Origin of the sequence: Limosilactobacillus reuteri (genome assembly GCF_020785355.1) — a bacterium.
GTDB lineage: Bacteria > Bacillota > Bacilli > Lactobacillales > Lactobacillaceae > Limosilactobacillus > Limosilactobacillus reuteri_I.
The window spans coordinates 18591-36398 of sequence record NZ_JAJGVH010000075.1 but is presented as its reverse complement, the minus strand read 5'-3'; the positions used below and the strand labels follow the sequence as shown (position 1 = coordinate 36398).

At 39.3% G+C, this 17808-nt stretch carries 17 protein-coding genes; 16 read left to right on the top strand and 1 reads right to left on the bottom strand.

Annotation, left to right across the window (positions count from 1 at the left end; all coding sequences use genetic code 11):
• Positions 1-26: 26 nt before the first annotated feature.
• From rpsA to LMB56_RS06265, 8 genes are all read left to right on the top strand, one after another.
• Positions 27-1277, top strand: coding sequence for a 30S ribosomal protein S1 (rpsA, locus tag LMB56_RS06300; protein WP_003666049.1), 1251 nt, complete (start codon positions 27-29; stop codon positions 1275-1277).
• A 229-nt stretch (positions 1278-1506) separates the two neighbouring features.
• Complete coding sequence (gene der, locus LMB56_RS06295; protein ID WP_229280049.1) at positions 1507-2820, top strand: ribosome biogenesis GTPase Der; 1314 nt, start codon at positions 1507-1509, stop codon at positions 2818-2820.
• A 209-nt stretch (positions 2821-3029) separates the two neighbouring features.
• Positions 3030-3305, top strand: a complete 276-nt coding sequence (locus tag LMB56_RS06290) for an HU family DNA-binding protein (RefSeq protein ID WP_003666054.1) — start codon at positions 3030-3032, stop codon at positions 3303-3305.
• Positions 3306-3439: 134 nt separating this feature from the next.
• Positions 3440-4705 (top strand): tetratricopeptide repeat protein, encoded by a 1266-nt coding sequence (locus LMB56_RS06285; protein WP_229280050.1) that lies wholly within the window; start codon positions 3440-3442, stop codon positions 4703-4705.
• A gap of 125 nt (positions 4706-4830) precedes the next feature.
• Positions 4831-6042: a CCA tRNA nucleotidyltransferase gene (locus LMB56_RS06280; RefSeq protein WP_229283598.1), complete on the top strand. Its 1212-nt coding sequence runs from the start codon at positions 4831-4833 to the stop codon at positions 6040-6042.
• A 1-nt stretch (position 6043) separates the two neighbouring features.
• Positions 6044-7954 (top strand): ABC-F family ATP-binding cassette domain-containing protein, encoded by a 1911-nt coding sequence (locus LMB56_RS06275; protein WP_229283599.1) that lies wholly within the window; start codon positions 6044-6046, stop codon positions 7952-7954.
• A gap of 17 nt (positions 7955-7971) precedes the next feature.
• Positions 7972-8934: a thymidylate synthase gene (locus LMB56_RS06270; protein ID WP_229283600.1), complete on the top strand. Its 963-nt coding sequence runs from the start codon at positions 7972-7974 to the stop codon at positions 8932-8934.
• A gap of 15 nt (positions 8935-8949) precedes the next feature.
• Entirely contained in the window at positions 8950-9438 is a 489-nt protein-coding gene (locus tag LMB56_RS06265; RefSeq protein ID WP_229283601.1) for a dihydrofolate reductase, read from the top strand.
• Here LMB56_RS06265 and trhA read toward each other — a convergent pair.
• On the bottom strand, positions 9427-10071 hold the full coding sequence (trhA, locus tag LMB56_RS06260; protein ID WP_229283602.1) for a PAQR family membrane homeostasis protein TrhA: 645 nt from the start codon (positions 10069-10071) through the stop codon (positions 9427-9429). The genes LMB56_RS06265 and trhA overlap by 12 nt on opposite strands.
• Positions 10072-10249: 178 nt before the next feature.
• On the opposite strand from trhA, the gene LMB56_RS06255 reads away from it, so the two are divergent.
• From LMB56_RS06255 to topA, 8 genes are all read left to right on the top strand, one after another.
• The gene (locus tag LMB56_RS06255) at positions 10250-11092 is read left to right on the top strand and encodes a DegV family protein (protein WP_153701982.1); all 843 of its coding nucleotides are present in this window, start codon (positions 10250-10252) and stop codon (positions 11090-11092) included.
• 92 nt (positions 11093-11184) lie between these two features.
• On the top strand, positions 11185-12111 hold the full coding sequence (locus tag LMB56_RS06250; RefSeq protein WP_229283603.1) for an SGNH/GDSL hydrolase family protein: 927 nt from the start codon (positions 11185-11187) through the stop codon (positions 12109-12111).
• 3 nt (positions 12112-12114) lie between these two features.
• Positions 12115-12717, top strand: a complete 603-nt coding sequence (locus tag LMB56_RS06245; protein ID WP_003670905.1) for a YpmS family protein — start codon at positions 12115-12117, stop codon at positions 12715-12717.
• An 18-nt stretch (positions 12718-12735) separates the two neighbouring features.
• Positions 12736-12957, top strand: a complete 222-nt coding sequence (locus LMB56_RS06240; RefSeq protein ID WP_003670906.1) for a YozE family protein — start codon at positions 12736-12738, stop codon at positions 12955-12957.
• A 20-nt stretch (positions 12958-12977) separates the two neighbouring features.
• The gene (ylqF, locus tag LMB56_RS06235; RefSeq protein ID WP_019254033.1) at positions 12978-13850 is read left to right on the top strand and encodes a ribosome biogenesis GTPase YlqF; all 873 of its coding nucleotides are present in this window, start codon (positions 12978-12980) and stop codon (positions 13848-13850) included.
• A complete protein-coding gene (locus LMB56_RS06230) occupies positions 13843-14613 on the top strand; it encodes a ribonuclease HII (RefSeq protein ID WP_229283604.1) in 771 nt (256 codons plus the stop codon). The genes ylqF and LMB56_RS06230 overlap by 8 nt, the downstream gene beginning before the upstream one ends.
• Before the next feature lie 50 nt (positions 14614-14663).
• Positions 14664-15539, top strand: a complete 876-nt coding sequence (gene dprA, locus LMB56_RS06225; RefSeq protein ID WP_229283605.1) for a DNA-processing protein DprA — start codon at positions 14664-14666, stop codon at positions 15537-15539.
• Between the two features lie 121 nt (positions 15540-15660).
• A complete protein-coding gene (gene topA / locus LMB56_RS06220) occupies positions 15661-17781 on the top strand; it encodes a type I DNA topoisomerase (protein ID WP_035169862.1) in 2121 nt (706 codons plus the stop codon).
• Positions 17782-17808 lie beyond the last annotated feature (27 nt).

Sequence of the window (17808 nt, the reverse complement as noted above, 5' to 3'; positions counted from 1 at the left end):
GATTGTTGCAAGGAGGATTTTTTTTAATGGCTGAAAACAACGAAAATAAAAACGATATGTTAGAAGCGCTTGATAGCATTGAACAAGTTAAGGTGGGCGATGTTGTCAAGGGTGAAGTTTTGGCAATCGATGACGATCGTCAAGCTATCGTTGGTATTAAAGATGCAGGGGTTGAAGGTGTCGTCCCTGCTAAGGAATTATCAACCAAGCCAGTTGAAGACATCAATGATGCTGTAAAAGTAGGTGACGAATTAGACTTAGTTGTCATTTCTAAGATCGGTAACGATAAGGAAAATGGTAGCTACCTTCTTTCTCACCGTCGTCTTGAAGCCCGTAAGGTATGGGATGACATTCAAAAGAAATTTGATGAAGGTGAACACATTACCGCCAAAGTCACTCAAGCTGTTAAGGGTGGATTAGTCGTTGATGCTGGAGTTCGTGGCTTCGTCCCTGCTTCAATGATTACTGATCACTATGTTGAAGACCTTAATCAATTTAAGGGTCAAGAACTTGAATTTAAGATTGTTGAAATCGAACCAAGCGAAAACCGTTTGATTCTTTCACACAAGGAAATTATTCAAGCTCAACACGAAAAGGCTGCTGAAAAGGTATTTGCTGAATTACAACCAGGTGATGTTGTTGAAGGTAAAGTTGCACGGATGACTAACTTCGGTGCATTTATTGACCTTGGCGGCGTTGATGGATTAGTTCACGTTTCTGAAATTTCATACGATCACGTTGACAAGCCTTCTGATGTATTGACTGCTGGTCAAGATGTTAAGGTTAAGGTATTAAGCGTTGACCCTGAACGTGAACGGATTTCATTATCCATTAAGCAAACTTTACCAGGACCATGGGATGATATTGAAGAAAAGGCTCCAGTTGACAGCGTATTAACTGGTACTGTTAAGCGTTTGACTAGCTTTGGTGCTTTCGTTGAAGTATTCCCTGGTGTTGAAGGTTTAGTTCACATTTCACAAATCTCACACAAGCACATTGCTACACCTGCAGATGTTCTTAAGCCAGGTCAAGAAGTACAAGTTAAGGTAATCAATGTTGATCCTGAACACCAACGTCTTGGCTTATCAATGAAGGCTCTTGAAGAACGTCCAAAGGAAGACGAAAACAACAATAACAACGGTGAAAACTACCGTGGTCGTCGTCGTTCACGTCGTAACAATAACAACCGGAGCTTCATGAATAACGCTCCAGAAGAAGAAAGTGGCTTCTCAATGGGTGACTTAATTGGTGACAAGCTTAAGGACCTACGGAACTAGTTTCTTAAATTAATTATCTTTTAAGGGGAGGCTGGGAATTAACTCAGTCTCTTTACTTTTTTAAAGGTATTTATACAGTAGCGCGGTAGCTGGCTGGATTCCGAACGTTGATAAATCAACGTCCGGAACGCCTAGCCATCCTCGCGGGGGTGGGAAGACGAAGTCGCAAGCGACTTCTTTCCCACTCCCTCTTTAATCATTTAAAATAAAATGAAAGAAGGTGGAAAGATTGGCAAATCCAATCGTAGCAGTTGTTGGTCGTCCAAACGTTGGAAAATCAACATTATTCAATCGTATTGCAGGAGAACGGATTTCAATTGTTGAAGATACTCCTGGAGTTACTCGAGACCGTATTTATGCTCATGCTGAATGGTTAGGAAAACATTTTAGCATGATTGATACTGGTGGGATTGAAATATCAGATCAACCATTATTGACACAGATTCGTCAACAAGCAGAAATTGCTATTGATGAAGCAGATGTAATAATCTTCGTTGCCGATGTAGAAAACGGTGTAACTGATGCTGATGAGCAAGTAGCACGAATTTTATATCGCTCCAATAAACCAGTGGTCTTAGCCATTAATAAAGTCGATAATCCAGAACGCCGTAGTGATATTTATGATTATTATTCCCTTGGTTTAGGGGAGCCATATGCTGTTTCAAGTGTTCACGGTATTGGAATGGGTGACCTTTTGGATGCTGTTATTAAAGAGTTTCCTGATAACGCCGCTAATGATGAAGACGACTCCATTCACTTTAGCTTTATCGGTCGTCCTAATGTCGGAAAATCATCACTAGTTAACGCAATTTTAGGTGAGAACCGGGTAATTGTATCTAACGTTGCCGGAACTACCCGTGATGCCATTAATACTCAATTTGAAACAGCAGATGGACAAAAATTTACAATGGTTGATACTGCTGGAATCCGCAAAAAAGGAAAAATTTATGAGAACACTGAGCGTTATTCATTAATGCGTTCCATGCGGGCAATTGATGATAGTGATGTTGTACTTGTTGTCCTAAATGCAGAAGAAGGTATTCGCGAATTAGATAAGCATATTGCTGGATATGCCCACGAAGCAGGGTGTGGGGTTATTATCGTCGTTAATAAGTGGGATACATTAAAAGAAAAAGATCACCGAACGATGACAGACTTCACTAATTTGATTCGACAAGAATTCCAGTACCTTAGTTATGCACCAATTATTTTCGTTTCGGCGAAGACAAAGCAACGGTTAAATCAATTACCGGGATTAATCGAAGAAGTATATCAACACCACCGTCAACGGATCCAATCGGCAGTCTTAAATGATGTTTTGATGGATGCAATTGCTGCCAATCCGACTCCAACACAAAATGGTCGGCGTTTGCGAGTATACTATGGGACACAGGTTGCAACCGAACCACCAACATTTGTTATCTTTGTTAATGATCCAGAGTTAATGCACTTCTCCTATGAGCGTTATTTGGAAAATCAAATTCGGAAAGCCTTTGACTTTTCTGGTACACCGATCCATTTAATCAAGCGTCAACGGCAGTAAAAGTTAAAGAATTCATTGTAAAATGAAAAAACATTAAAAATGCGGCTAGAAGTTGAGAAAACCGCTTGTCAGCAGGCTTTCACTATGCTAATCTTAACAATGAAATGATACGAACTTCTCGTAGTTATTTCGTTAATTTTGGACCACTCAAAATTAACATTCACAGACGTGAGTTTAACACTCTCGTTATTTGTGGGAGGTGAAACAACATGGCAAACAAAGCAGAATTAGTAAGCAATGTTGCTACTGCAACTGGCTTAACCAAGAAGGATGCTACTGCAGCTGTAGATGCTGTTTTCAGTTCAATTCAAGCATCTTTAGCTAAGGGTGAAAAGGTTCAATTGATCGGCTTCGGTAACTTCGAAGTACGTCAACGTGCTGCACGTAAGGGCCGCAACCCACAAACTGGAGAAGAAATCAACATTCCTGCAAGCAAGGTACCAGCATTCAAGCCTGGTAAAGCTTTAAAGGACGCTGTTAAGTAATTAACAGTTAAATGTTAAAAAGAGACTAGGAAAGAAACTACCCTTCCCAGTCTCTTTTCTTTTTAAAGACTTGTTCAATGCTTAAAATCATCGATTGTGATATATTTAAAATGATAGTAAAAGGAGGGCATAATATGACCTACTCAGAACAAATGCTTGATCAATTAGAAGCAGGAAAGTTAAAAGAAGCCCAAAACTCATTTAAACTCGCACTAATTAATGATGATGATGATATGTTATTTAGCCTTGCAGAAGAATTATATGCATTAGGCTTTCTTCAACAGGCACGAACGATTTACTTAAAATTATTAGATCGTTATCCAGATGAAGATGAATTAAAGACTAATTTAGCGACGATTGCAATTGATGAAGGACATAATGACGAAGCTTTATCGTACTTAGCCCAGATTAAACCAGACTCGCCAGCTTATGTTCAATCATTACTGGTTGCAGCGGACTTATATCAAACCGAAGAAGAATTTGAAGTGACGGAGGAAAAGTTAAAAGAAGCTTACGCGTTGGCTCCCGATGAACCAGCTGTTGAATTTGCGCTTGGTGAATTTTACTTTATGGTTGGCCAATATTCTGAAGCAATCCAATATTACTTCCAACTAATTAAAAATGGGTATACTGACTTTGCAAAAGTTGATATAGCTGGACGTCTAGGGATTTGTTACGCTCAGAGCGGTCAGTTTAAGAAGGCTTTAGGGTACTTCAATCAGGTTAAACCGGAATACCAGACTAGTGATATTCGTTTCCAAAAGGGGCTGACCCAACTTCAATTAGGAGATACTGAAAAGGCAATAAAAATTTTAGAGGATCTTATTAACGATGATAACCAATATGCGTCTGCTTATCCTGAACTAGCAAAGGCGTATGAAAAGGAAAATAAGTATCAGCAGGCATTACGAGTTGTCCAAGAAGGGCTCAGTGTTGATCAATACAATGAATACCTTTATTCATTAGCAGCTGAAATTACCAGCCACCTTGGTGATCAAAAGTTAATGAAGAAATACTTGGTAAAGGCACATGAACTTGCTCCAGAGAATATGACGATCACCTTGCAATATAGTAATTTCTTGCTTCACCAACACGATGATGAGGCAAATATTAAGCTCCTGAGTCCATTGGTAAAAGAAGATGAAACAGATCCACAATTATATTGGAATCTAGCACGGTCATATCAACGAACTGACCAGCTTGAATTAGCCGGAAAATATTATGAAGCTGCTTTGCCGGCTTATAGTGAAAATCCAACATTCCTAAAAGAATTAATTAATTACTACCGCGAAACTGGTGAAACTGATAAGTTAATGGATGAATTGGAACACTATCTCCGGTTAGTCCCAACAGACACTGAAATGCAAGATCTCTATGACCAATATGAAGATTACAAATAATTTTTAATTTAAATGAGACAGGAAACGTTAACGATTTTAGCCGTTCTTTACGCTTCCTGTCTCTTTTTAGTAGTAACTTAATTTGTTATAATCAACTTTGATTATCAAAATGAGGACATGATTAAATGAAAATAAAACAATTACCAGCTATATTTGAACCAGCACGACCTGTCTTACAAAAAATAGAGGAGGCTGGCTACGAAGCATATTTTGTTGGCGGTTGTGTCCGTGACACTATCTTGCATGATGAGATTCATGATATAGATATAGCGACGAGTGCTTACCCTAGTGAAATAAAGGCGATTTTTAACCATACTGTTGATACCGGAATTGAACATGGTACAGTTATGATTCTCGACCATGGAACGGGATATGAAACAACTACTTTTAGAACCGAGTCAGGTTACCAAGACTACCGCCGTCCTGATAAAGTAACTTTTGTTCGTTCATTAAGTGAAGATCTCCGGCGTCGAGACTTCACAATCAACGCCCTCGCCTTACGTGAAGATGGGGAAGTTATTGATCTATTTGACGGACTAGAAGACCTGCAAAAACATCTTATTAAAGCGGTTGGCAACCCTAATGAACGTTTTCATGAAGATGCTTTACGGATGATGCGGGCCGTGCGTTTTGCAAGTAAGCTTGATTTTGTCATTGATACTGCAACGTTAAAAGGAATCAAAGAAAATGCACCATTATTAGAAAAAATTGCAGTTGAACGAATCCGGGTTGAGTTAGAAAAACTATTGTTGGGTCAAAATCCAGTAGCGGGCTTAAAAGATTTTATTGCGACTGGATTGTATCAATATTGTCCAGGGTTGGAAAATGCTCAAGCTGCTTTATCGGCTTTATTAATCCTTAACCAATGGCATTTGGAAAATGAGGCTCAATTATGGTCAGTTTTAGGCTTACAACTCCAGCTTGATCAAAAAGAAATTGGTAAATTCTTAAAGAAGTGGAAGACAGCAAATGATTTAATTGCGCAGGTCAAAAAAGTAGTTCCAGCAGTCCAAGCAATTCGTCAACGTGCGCTTACACCAACACTAATGTTTAATACCGGTGAAACAGCCCTCCATGATGCTAACCAAGTAGCTAAGTTATATGGATGGGCAATTGATGATGAAGAATTGCAAAAAGCTTATCAAAAGTTACCAATTAAAAACGCTAAAGAATTAGCAATTGATGGTCGAGTATTAATTACCAAAGCGGGGGTAAAACCGGGACCATTGATGGGGAAGATTCTTCAGCAATTAACGCTGGCAGTGGTAAATGGTGAGATAGCTAACAATGCTACAGTCTTATTAGAAAAAGTAGAAGAGATAACGAAAGAGGGATAATATGCAAACAATGCGTGCAGAGGGTCTAACCAGCACATACGGTGAGAAGACCTTATTTGATGATATTTCGTTTATTATCAATGAAAATGATCGAATTGGACTGATTGGTGTTAATGGAAGTGGAAAAACCAGTCTTCTTAACGTAATTAGTGGGGAAGTAAACCCAGAAGGCGGCGGGCAGATCACTAAGCCTAATGATTACACGATCGGTTATTTAAAACAGCAGCCTGAACTTGATGAAAACAAAACAATCATGGAAGCTGTTTTTGAAGGTAAACAACCAGTCTTTGAAACGATTCGCCAATATGAGCTGGCACTTGAACGCTTCACAAAGCACCCAGAAGATCCACAAGCAATCGACCGTTACACAAAAATGCAGGCACGGATGGACCAAGAAGATGCATGGGAAGCAGATAGTCGGGTGAAGACGATTCTGACCCAGTTAAAGATAAAAGATGTAAGTCAAAAGATTGCTCAACTTTCTGGAGGACAAAAGAAACGGGTTGGGTTAGCGCAAGTCTTAATTCAACAGCCAGACCTCTTATTGCTCGATGAACCGACTAACCACTTAGACCTTGATTCGGTAGTTTGGCTCCAGGATTTCCTTCGCAGTTATAAGGGTGCTGTCCTCGTTGTTACCCATGATCGGTACTTCCTTGATCAAATTACAAATCATATCTGGGAGCTATCTTTTGGTAAACTTTATCACTACGAGGGAAATTATCAGGACTTTGTAGCAAAAAAGGCGGAACGAGTAGAGTTAGCTAAAGATACTGAGAAAAAGAATCAACAGCTATATAAAAAAGAATTAGCCTGGATGCGGACAGGTGCAAAAGCCCGTTCCACAAAACAAAAAGGGCGAATCAATCGGTTCCACGAATTAGAAGGAAAAATCGGTAATCTTAAAACCGATGAAGATATTGCTATCAATCTCGGATCACAACGTCTAGGGAAAGATGTTATTCAATTTAAGGATGCTAACTTAAAATTTGATAATCACCAAATCCTCCATGACTTCAATTGGCTGGTTCAGGCAGGCGACCGAATTGGAATTACTGGTGAAAACGGGGCGGGTAAGACGAGTTTATTAAACGTGATTGCCCAACGCGTCCCCCTAGATAGTGGTGTCCTTAAGATTGGGGAGACCGTTAAGTTAGGGTATTATACCCAGCAAACAGAAGGAATTGACAATGATAAGCGGATGATTAGTTTCTTGTCTGAAATTGCAGATAATGTTACTGATAAGGATGGCAATAAGCTCAGCGTTACCCAATTATTAGAACGCTTCTTATTCCCTCGTTTTATGCATGGTACTTTGATCCGAAAGCTTTCTGGGGGTGAAAAGCGGCGATTATACCTCTTAAAGATCTTAATGCAGCAGCCTAATGTCTTACTACTCGATGAGCCAACTAACGACCTTGATATTGGAACATTAACAGTTCTTGAAGATTACCTAGATAATTTTGCGGGAACTGTAATTACGGTTTCTCATGATCGCTATTTCTTAGATAAAGTGGCTGACAATTTGCTAGTCTTCAACGGGAATGGAGATATTGAGCGTTATACGGGACGGTTTACTGATTATTTAACTGCTAAAAAGGAAGAAGCAGATAAGGATAAAGAGCTTAAAAATGATCAAAAAGCCCTTGCAAAAAAGCAGGTAAGTAAGCAAGAACCAGCTAAGAAAGAAAAAACAAAACTTACTTATGCTGAACAACTCGAGTGGGATCATATTGATGAAGAATTAGACGCCCTTGATCAACAGCATCAGCAATTAGAAAATGAAATGGCTGAAGCAGCAAGCGATTATACGAAAATTGCTAAGTTACAGAAGCAGCTAAATGAAATACAAGAAAAAATTGATGAAAAAACAGCTCGTTGGGAGTATTTAAGCACATACGTTGACGAGTAAAGGAAGGGAACATAAGGATGGCAACAAATATAAATGAAGAGCAATACTTAGACTTAATTCGTTATGTTTTGACGAATGGACATCAAAAGGGTGATCGGACAGGAACTGGTACTAAGTCTGTTTTCGGATATCAGATGCGGTTTGACCTAAGTAAAGGCTTTCCTATTTTAACTACCAAGAAAGTCCCATTTGGTTTGATTAAGAGTGAATTACTATGGTTTTTACGAGGTGACACTAACATTCGCTTCTTACTTCAACACAAGAATCATATTTGGGATGAATGGGCATTTAAGAAGTGGGTGGAAAGTGCTGAATATCAAGGCCCAGATATGACAGACTTTGGTCACCGCTGGCTTAAAGATCCAGAGTTTAAGCAGGTCTATCTTCAAGAAAAGAAGGCATTTTGTCAGCGAATTCTTGAAGATGATGATTTTGCCCAAAAGTATGGCGATTTAGGGCTTGTTTATGGAAGTCAGTGGCGAAAATGGAAGACGAGTCAAGGCGACACAATTGATCAAATCGATAACGTTATCCAGCAGATTAAAACTACTCCAGATTCACGGCGAATGATTGTTTCAGCTTGGAACCCAGAAGATGTTCCTTCCATGGCTCTCCCTCCATGTCACACAATGTTCCAATTTTATGTTAATGATGGAAAGCTTAGTTGTCAGCTCTATCAACGGAGTGCCGACATCTTCTTAGGGGTTCCATTCAATATTGCTAGTTATGCCTTATTGACGCATATGATTGCTCATCAATGCGGTCTAGAACCTGGCGAGTTTGTTCATACATTAGGGGACGCTCACATTTATCTGAACCACCTTGATCAAGTTAAAGAACAGCTGACAAGAACACCTCATGAAGCTCCTAAATTGATTTTACCTGCTGAACCAAAACCAATCGATCAATATGAAATGACTGATATTAAGTTAGAAGGCTATACTCATGAGCCGGCAATCAAGGCTCCTGTAGCAGTTTAAAAGGAGTGGTTCAAAATGAGTGAGCTGAATTTAATCTGGGCTGAAGATTTAAATGGCTGGATTGGCAAAGATAATACAATTCCATGGCATGTTTCGGCTGATATGAAGCATTTTAAGACAAAAACTACTGGTCACCCAATTATAATGGGGCGAAAAACTTTTGCCTCGCTTGGCAATAAACCGTTACCTAAACGGGAAAATATTGTGCTTACCAGTCAGAACATAGATGCTGAAGGAGTGAAAGTCGTTCATTCTTTAGCTGCCCTTAAAGAATATCTTAAGTCAAATCCAAACGAATATTTTGTAATCGGTGGGGCAACGATCTATCAGCAATTACTCCCAATGGCGACAAAGCTAACACGAACGGTGATAAATAAGCAAATTGTTGGAGATACAAAAATGCCAACGATCGATTATGACCGTTGGCATTTAGTAAACCGTAATAATTATGAAAAAGATGACCAGCTAGTTTGTCGTTTTGAAGAATGGGAACTAAACGTATAAAAGAATTGAAAAATACATTAATATCGTGCCGATGAGGACAAAAATATGCCAAATCAAATGGGTATATGCCGTTGGCCGGCTGTAAAAGAGGGCCCCAAGTGTAAAGGAGAGTCCTCCTAGTAGGAGCAAGCCGAAGCCAACTGGACCAAGCGCACGCCAGAGAGGCATGAAGGCGACTAGACATAGCCAACCCATAAGAATGTAAATAATGGTTGAATATTTACTTTTATGTTTTAACCAAATACATTTATACACGATTCCGATAACCGATAGACTCCAAATCACTCCGAAAATTGTCCAACCTAACCAGCCGCGGATACTAACTAAACAATAGGGGGTATAAGTCGCGGCAATAAGCACAAAGATCATTGAATGGTCGAGAATTTGAAAAACCCGTTTGGCTCGTGTAAAGATCAAGGCATGAAATAAGGTTGACGAAAGGTAAAAAAGAATTAAAGCACTTCCGTAAATAGTAAAGGTAACAATTCGCATGGGACTACCAGTATGAACAGCTCTGATAATTAACAAGATCAAGCCAGCAATCGATAGTCCTGCCCCTATCCCATGAGTAACCGCATTACCGATTTCTATTAATAAAGTGCGCCGATCTCTTGTCTCTTTTTGTGTATCCATCAAAAAACCCCTTTCCAAAGACCAATGAATTTTTAAAATATTTTTGTTATACTAAATAAATAGTAATTGATCCTACAAAATTAGATAAAATTGAGTATAATAGTACTTGAAATAAATTATCTAGTTCTCAATACTAGATAATTATAGCACAAATTGTTCAGGAAGAGTGGTAAGTTTCATGGCAAAGATAAAAATTGTTTGTGACTCATCAGCAGGATTAACTGATGAAGAAATTAAAAAATATGACATTACAATTATACCATTAAGTGTAATGATCGATGGGACGGTATACGTTGAGCGTGAAACAATTACAAACGAACAGTTCCCTGAAATGATGAAGAATGCTAAGTCACTACCAAAAACTTCCCAACCACCAATTGGAAAGTTTGTCGATGCGTTTGATAAGCTAGGCGAAGATGGTAGTGAAGTATTATGCGTTACAATGATGGAATCAATTAGTGGGACCGTCCACGCGGCTGAACAAGCAGCTGGAATGACAAAGACAAAAGTTACAGTCTACGATTCCCAGTCAACCGATCAAGTAATGGGCTTTGAAATCCTTGAAGCAGCCCAAGTGATTGAAGACGGTGGCAGCGTTGAGGATGCAATTGCTAAGATGAAAGAAGTACTTAGTAAATCTGAACTTTACTTGGCAATTGATAACCTTGATAATTTAGTTGCTGGTGGACGAATCAGCAAATTTGCTGGTGCTATTTCTAACCTGTTAAACATTAAGGTTATGCTCCATGTGTATGATGGTCAAATTCATATTGAATCAAAAGGCCGGGGTATTAAATCGATGCATAAAGAATGGGATAAGATTTTAGATGAGATGGCACGGGGACCGAAAGTTAAGCGAATTGGAATTTCTCATGTCGATGCTGGCAAAGAAGTAGAACGCTTATTAGCAAAACTAAAAGAACTTTATCCAGAAATCGAGGTTACTGTTCGAGAGACAGTGCCGATTATTGCAACTCACACTGGAATGGGTGCTTGTTGTTTGCTATACTATACAGAATAATCTTTGATAAAAATAAGTGGAGGCTGAGAAAAATGAAAATTTTTCCCAGCCTCTATCTTCTTAAAATTTTAAAATAAAGGACTATAGAATAGATGAAAAAGTGGACTAAATGGCTATTATTATCGCTTTTGGCTATTATGATTGTTGGTGGAGGATGGTATACTGTTAACCACTTTACAAATTTAACTAGTAATAGTTCAAAAGTTGTTAAACCAAAATATATTGAAAAGAAAAATGTAAAGCTGGTTGCACTAGGCGATTCCCTTACTCACGGTCAAGGGGATGAAACTAATAATGGTGGGTACGTTGGGGTAATTAAGGAAAAAATTGAACACCGTTATCACCAAACCAAGGTTACAACAGTCAATTACGGGGTAACAGGGGACCGATCCGACCAGATTCTTGACCGGTTAAACCAGCAATCTCAATTACGTAGTGACTTACGGAGCGCGGATGTGATTACGATGACTGTTGGTGGGAACGACTTGATGCAGATTCTGGAAAAAAACGTAATGGGCTCTGAACGGCAAGTCACCAGTAGTGTTGAAAGTGGTGAAAAAACTTATCAACAAAAATTAATTAAGCTATTTGATGCAGTTCGAAAGGAAAATCCTAAGGCCCCTATTTTTGTGATGAGTATTTATAATCCCTTCTATACCTATTTCCCAGATGTAACAATTATCAACAAGTCAATTAATCAATGGAACCAAACTACGCAAGATACAATGAATAATTATAAGTCGATGTATTTTGTGAACATTAATAAGCTGATGTCATACGGTCAATATCAGACTAAGAGTCAGCAACAACAGCTGATCAAGGAAGAAGAAAAGGCTAACCAAGGGCAGGTCAGTCAAAAGCGGGTCATTGAAATTATGAATCATAAGGATAAGAACCTTAATAAATATATTTCAACAGAAGATAATTTCCATCCTAATCATACGGGATATGTCAAAATTGCTGACCAATTATTTAAGGTAATGCAAAAACATGATAGCTGGGAATTCACACGGAGGTAAAAAATGAAAAATTCTGAAGAAAAAAAGACTAATTGGTGGAAATGGGCCTTTTTTTGCTTAGTCGCGCTGATTGTAATTAGTTGCGGGGTTGTATTGAACAAGGCGACTGCACCGACTCCTGCTACTACAACTAGCAAAGCAGTAAAGCCAAGCGATTCATCAGTAACGGTTGAATTGAATAAAAAACAGGTGAATGCTTTAGCTGCTAACTACCTGAATCAGTTTCTAAAAGGGCAGAAGATCCGTTATGATTTTATTGTTGGCGATCAGTATGCTACCCTGACAGGGAATACTAAGTTTCTAGGGGCTAAAGTGCGATTTGCCATTAACTTTATTCCTGAACGGTTAAGTAACGGAAATGTCTTGTTGCGGGCTAAGGGACTTTCAGTTGGACGGTTAAATATCCCGATCAAATTTGTGATGGGTTATATTGCAAAGAATTATAATATTCCTAAATGGGTAACAATTAATCCACAAAAGAAGACAGTTTTATTAGACCTTAACCGTTATAGCAAGCACCGTTCTCTTAAGTACTCTGCTCAGGAAATTAATATGCAAGAAGGACGGTTTAAGTTTTTAATCACGGTCCCAACAAGTAATGAATAAATATTGGAGGAAATTAAAATGAGAATGAGTTTTTATCAGTTTTTAATGACTCAACGAAACCCGAATAGTGCAGATGAAGTTCAACAGTTTGCAAACAACGCTTTTTTGGATACTACTTTTCCTAAGCATTCAGAGGATTTTGATGAAATTTCGCATTATTTAGAAGAAAATGCTGACTATTTGCCATCAATGACAATTTTTGATGAAGCTTGGCAACGGTATATTGATGCAATGAATTAGAAAAGAAGGGAGAAAGTCAAATGGCAACAATTCAATGGTTCCCAGGACACATGGCAAAAGCATTACGCCAAATTCGTGAACAAATGCCACTAGTAGATATTTTATTTGAGCTAGTAGATGCTCGTGTCCCCTATTCGTCACAAAATCCAGAAGTGGCACTAGCTGCAGGCGAAAAGCCAAAACTTTTAATTATGACAAAAACAGACCTAGCAGACCAGAAACGATTAAATGAATGGATTAAATACTTTGAGCAACATAATCAACCAGTTCTTGCCCTCGATTCACGCCAAAATAACGTGGCAAAAGTTGTAACGGCTAAAAGTAAAGAGATATTAAAAGATAAATTGGCAGAAGAAAAAGCCAAGGGAATGAAAAAGAGGCCAATTCGGGCAATGTGTGTTGGTGTTCCCAATGTAGGAAAATCAACCCTTTTAAATCACCTGGTAAAAAAGAACGTTGCGGCTACTGGAAACCGTCCCGGAGTCACTACTGGACAGCAATGGTTGCGGTCATCAGCAGAATTGGAATTACTTGATACTCCTGGTGTCCTTTGGCATAAATTTGCTACTCCTAAGCAGGGGATAATGCTTGCTTTAACAGGAGCAATTAAAGATAGCTTATACGCAAAGGATGATGTAGCGTTGTTTGCCCTTGATTACTTGCGGCAACATCAGCCAGAGGTGTTAAAGCAACGTTACCACTTAACTGATGCAGATCTGGACGAATCGGTTACCAATCCAGATTTACTATTAACGATTACTGCTAAAATGGGCTTTCGTGATGATTATGACCGGGCTAGTGAACGCTTGATTTTTGACTTGCGAAAGGGAAAATTAGGACCAATCACTTTGGAAGTACCCGCTGACCTAAATGAGGATGGACTAAATGAATAAGGAAACCATTAGTCAAATTAAGGCCCGTTTACAAACTATTACAGATACAACTGATCCTTACTTGCAAACTATTCGTGATGATTCGCGCAAGGGTGTTCAAACAGCAATTCAGCAATTTGAGCGGTGGCTTGCACGGCAGAAGGAAGCTAAAGAGGCGTTCAATAACCGGTTCAAATACGAAAAGTACTATTGGGAAAATGGATGTCAGTATATTGCAGGGATGGATGAAGTAGGAAGAGGACCATTGGCTGGGCCGGTGGTTACTTGTGCAGTAATTTTAAATGCAGATTTTGACCTGATAGGGGTAACTGATTCTAAACAATTAACTAGGCATGAACGGGAAAATTTGTATTTACGGATTGTTGATGAGGCGGTTGAAGTTAGCATCGCGGTGAATGATGCACCAGTGATTGATCAAATGAATATTTATGCTGCTACCCAGGATGCAATGATTCGGGCAGTTAACCACCTTCACCATCGGCCAGATCATCTGATTGTTGATGCTGTCCCGTTAGCAATTGATATTCCCCAGACGACTTTGATCAAGGGGGATCAAAAGAGTATTAGCGTTGCTGCAGCCAGTATTGTCGCAAAAGAATACCGTGATCACCTAATGCGGGACTATGATTATGTTTATCCAGGATATGGTTTTGCACAAAATATGGGTTATGGTACCAAAGAACATTTAGCCGGCTTAGAGAAAATGGGGGCAACTCCTATTCATCGGCGTTCTTTTAATCCCGTTCCAAAATATTTAAATTAAAAAATGCATTTTCAAAAGGCTTTCGTATATAAATATAGGGAGGCTTTTTTATGTTACAAGTAAACGATTTTCTATTACGGTTAAGTTTATGTCGCGGAATTGGCTTAGTTTCAAAGTATCGTCTATGGGAGTGTGCTCAACAGGCACGCTGCTTTAATAATATTGACTATTTGATTGACCATGCAAATGTTAGCTTACGAAGTGCATCGTCATTGAAAAATAATTGGATCAGTCCAGAGCTTGATCAAGCAGTGGCCTTAAACAGTCAGGAAAAATTTATTACGATTGCGGATCCGTTATACCCGATCACCTTGAAAGAAACGTACTGTCCGCCCTTGGTATTGTTTTATCGTGGTAATCTGAGCTTGCTCCATCAGCCTTCAATTGGTGTTGTTGGCACTAGGCAGATAACTAATTATGGACAGAGCGCTTTACGAGGATTGTTGCCACCAGTAATTAAGCGGCAGATAGTAGTAGTCAGCGGATTAGCTCAAGGAGTAGATGGTTTTAGCCATGAACTTGCGCTAAAATATGGCGGCCTTACTATTGGGGTGATTGGAACTGGTTTAGATCAAGCTTACCCCCGAAATCACCAAACCCTTCAAGATGAGGTGGCCAGACAAGGATTAGTAATTTCTGAGTATGGGCGGGGTGAACCACCTGTGGCTTATCACTTCCCGGAGCGAAACCGAATTATTGCAGGCTTAAGCGAAGTGGTTTTGGTTGTCGAGGCAAAGAAAAGGAGTGGGAGTTTAATCACGGCTAATATCGGCTTAGATGAAAATCGGTCTGTCTGCGCTATTCCTGGAAGGATTGATGCTCCCTTATCAGTAGGATGTAACAGCTTAATTGCAGCTGGCGCGAAACCAATTCTCAGCGCCCAAGATCTGCTAGATGAGTTTCGGCTGTACGATTCAAGGGCTTGATTTCTGGTGAGAAGTTGATTAAAATATTTTGTTCAGTTAGAGATTATATTTGACAGATGGTAGTCAAATGGATTAATAATATTATTGAATGAAATATTAAAAATGTTAGGAGCCTACCAGAATGGCAACCAAAACAACCAAATCAACGGCGAAAAAGACAACTCGTCGCCGTTCAAAAATTAAAAAAAATCTGGTGATCGTGGAGTCACCATCAAAGGCAAAAACAATCGGTAAATTTTTAGGCCGGTCCTATAAGGTTGTGGCTAGTTTAGGCCATATTCGGGACTTGCCAAAAAGCCGGATGGGGGTAGATATTGAAAATGACTACACCCCTGATTACATTTCAATTCGGGGGAAGGGTGATGTAATTAAGGAACTACGGAAGGACGCTAAAAATGCAAAAGCCGTATATCTTGCATCTGACCCGGACCGTGAAGGGGAAGCAATTGCCTGGCACGTTTCAAATATTTTAAAGCTTGACGATGATCAAAAGAACCGGGTTACCTTTAATGAAATTACTAAAGATGCTGTTAAAGAAGCTTTTAAGGAACCCCGAGAAATTAATATGGATCTCGTGGATGCCCAACAGGCACGACGGGTATTGGATCGATTAGTTGGATATTCAATTAGCCCAATTTTATGGAAGAAAGTCAAAAAAGGCTTAAGTGCTGGTCGTGTTCAATCAGTTGCCCTTTATCTGATTATTCAACGTGAAAATGAAATTAAAAACTTCAAACCAGAGGAATACTGGACAATTGATGCCGATTTCAAGAAGGGCAAAGAAGAATTCAAGGCTAGTTTTTACGGTGAAAATGGTAAGAAGGTTTCCTTGAAGAATAATGATGACGTTCAGGCAATCCTTTCTAAAATCGATAAAAAGAAAGATTTCGATGTTACTAAGGTGACTAAAAAAGAACGTCGTCGGCAACCACAGCCACCATATACGACCTCGACCATGCAACAGGATGCTAACCGTCGTTTGAACTTCCGAACACGAAAGACAATGATGGCAGCACAAATGTTATATGAAGGGATCGACATTAAAGAAGGAGCACCGGTTGGGTTAATTACCTATATGCGGACGGACTCGACTCGGGTGGCGTCAATTGCTAAGCATGAAGCATCTAACTATATTCATGAAAACTATGGAGCGGAATATGCGGCAATAAAGCCGGTTAAGGGTAAATTACCTGAAGGGGCACAAGATGCTCACGAAGCTATTCGGCCAACTTCAGTCTATCGGACACCAGCTAAAATGAAGCAATATTTAACCTCCGACCAGTATAAACTTTATAATTTAATTTGGTCGCGGTTTGTGGCTAGTCAAATGACTGCGGAAGTAATTGATACGATGAGCGTTAACCTCCAGCAAAATGGGGTCGATTTCCGTGCAAATGGATCAAAAGTTAAGTTCCCTGGGTTTACGAAAGTATATAAGCGAGGAACTGAAAAAGATAACTTGTTGCCAGAATTAACTGAAGGTGACAAGGCAAAAATGATAAAGGACGATCCAGCTCAGCACTTTACCCAGCCACCTGCTCGTTATACAGAAGCGGCTCTTATTAAAACTTTGGAAGAAAATGGTGTTGGTCGGCCATCAACCTATGCGCCAACCCTTGATACAATTCAGCGACGTTATTATGTTCGCCTTGTATCACGCCACTTTGAACCAACTGAACTGGGGGAAATTGTCAACCGAATTATCGAAAAGCAATTCCCTGATATTGTCAATGTCCAATTTACTGCCGATATTGAAGGCAAACTTGATGAGATTGAAGAGGGTAAGCAGAACTGGATTAATGTTGTTGATAAATTCTATCAACCATTCTCAAAAGAAGTTGATGCAGCTGAAGAAGAGGTTGATAAGATTGAGATGAAAGATGAGCTTGCTGGCACAGATTGTGAAATTTGCGGGGCCCCAATGGTTATAAAAATGGGTCGTTATGGTAAGTTCTATGCATGTTCTCGCTTCCCAAATTGTCGGAACACCAAGGCGATTGTAAAAGATACCGGAATTACATGTCCAAAGTGTGGGCAAGGAACGGTTGTTGAACGAAAATCAAAGAAGAACCGAACTTTCTATGGTTGTTCCCGTTATCCAGATTGTGACTTTGTTTCATGGGATAAACCAATTGGACGTAATTGTCCTAAGGATGGGCACTTCCTCGTTGAAAAGAAAGTCAAGGGTGGCAAACAGGTTGTCTGTCCAAATGGAGACTATAAAGAAGAAGTTCAAAAGTAAAAATATTGTGCTTGTTTTTACTGAATT

Coding starts and splice junctions, on each gene's coding strand:
- rpsA (WP_003666049.1), top strand. CDS start 27: ATGGCTGAAAACAACGAAAATAAAAACGATATGTTAGAAGCGCTTGAT.
- LMB56_RS06290 (WP_003666054.1), top strand. CDS start 3,030: ATGGCAAACAAAGCAGAATTAGTAAGCAATGTTGCTACTGCAACTGGC.
- LMB56_RS06285 (WP_229280050.1), top strand. CDS start 3,440: ATGACCTACTCAGAACAAATGCTTGATCAATTAGAAGCAGGAAAGTTA.
- LMB56_RS06280 (WP_229283598.1), top strand. CDS start 4,831: ATGAAAATAAAACAATTACCAGCTATATTTGAACCAGCACGACCTGTC.
- LMB56_RS06275 (WP_229283599.1), top strand. CDS start 6,044: ATGCAAACAATGCGTGCAGAGGGTCTAACCAGCACATACGGTGAGAAG.
- LMB56_RS06270 (WP_229283600.1), top strand. CDS start 7,972: ATGGCAACAAATATAAATGAAGAGCAATACTTAGACTTAATTCGTTAT.
- LMB56_RS06265 (WP_229283601.1), top strand. CDS start 8,950: ATGAGTGAGCTGAATTTAATCTGGGCTGAAGATTTAAATGGCTGGATT.
- trhA (WP_229283602.1), bottom strand. CDS start 10,071: ATGGATACACAAAAAGAGACAAGAGATCGGCGCACTTTATTAATAGAA.
- LMB56_RS06255 (WP_153701982.1), top strand. CDS start 10,250: ATGGCAAAGATAAAAATTGTTTGTGACTCATCAGCAGGATTAACTGAT.
- LMB56_RS06250 (WP_229283603.1), top strand. CDS start 11,185: ATGAAAAAGTGGACTAAATGGCTATTATTATCGCTTTTGGCTATTATG.
- LMB56_RS06245 (WP_003670905.1), top strand. CDS start 12,115: ATGAAAAATTCTGAAGAAAAAAAGACTAATTGGTGGAAATGGGCCTTT.
- LMB56_RS06240 (WP_003670906.1), top strand. CDS start 12,736: ATGAGAATGAGTTTTTATCAGTTTTTAATGACTCAACGAAACCCGAAT.
- ylqF (WP_019254033.1), top strand. CDS start 12,978: ATGGCAACAATTCAATGGTTCCCAGGACACATGGCAAAAGCATTACGC.
- LMB56_RS06230 (WP_229283604.1), top strand. CDS start 13,843: ATGAATAAGGAAACCATTAGTCAAATTAAGGCCCGTTTACAAACTATT.
- dprA (WP_229283605.1), top strand. CDS start 14,664: ATGTTACAAGTAAACGATTTTCTATTACGGTTAAGTTTATGTCGCGGA.
- topA (WP_035169862.1), top strand. CDS start 15,661: ATGGCAACCAAAACAACCAAATCAACGGCGAAAAAGACAACTCGTCGC.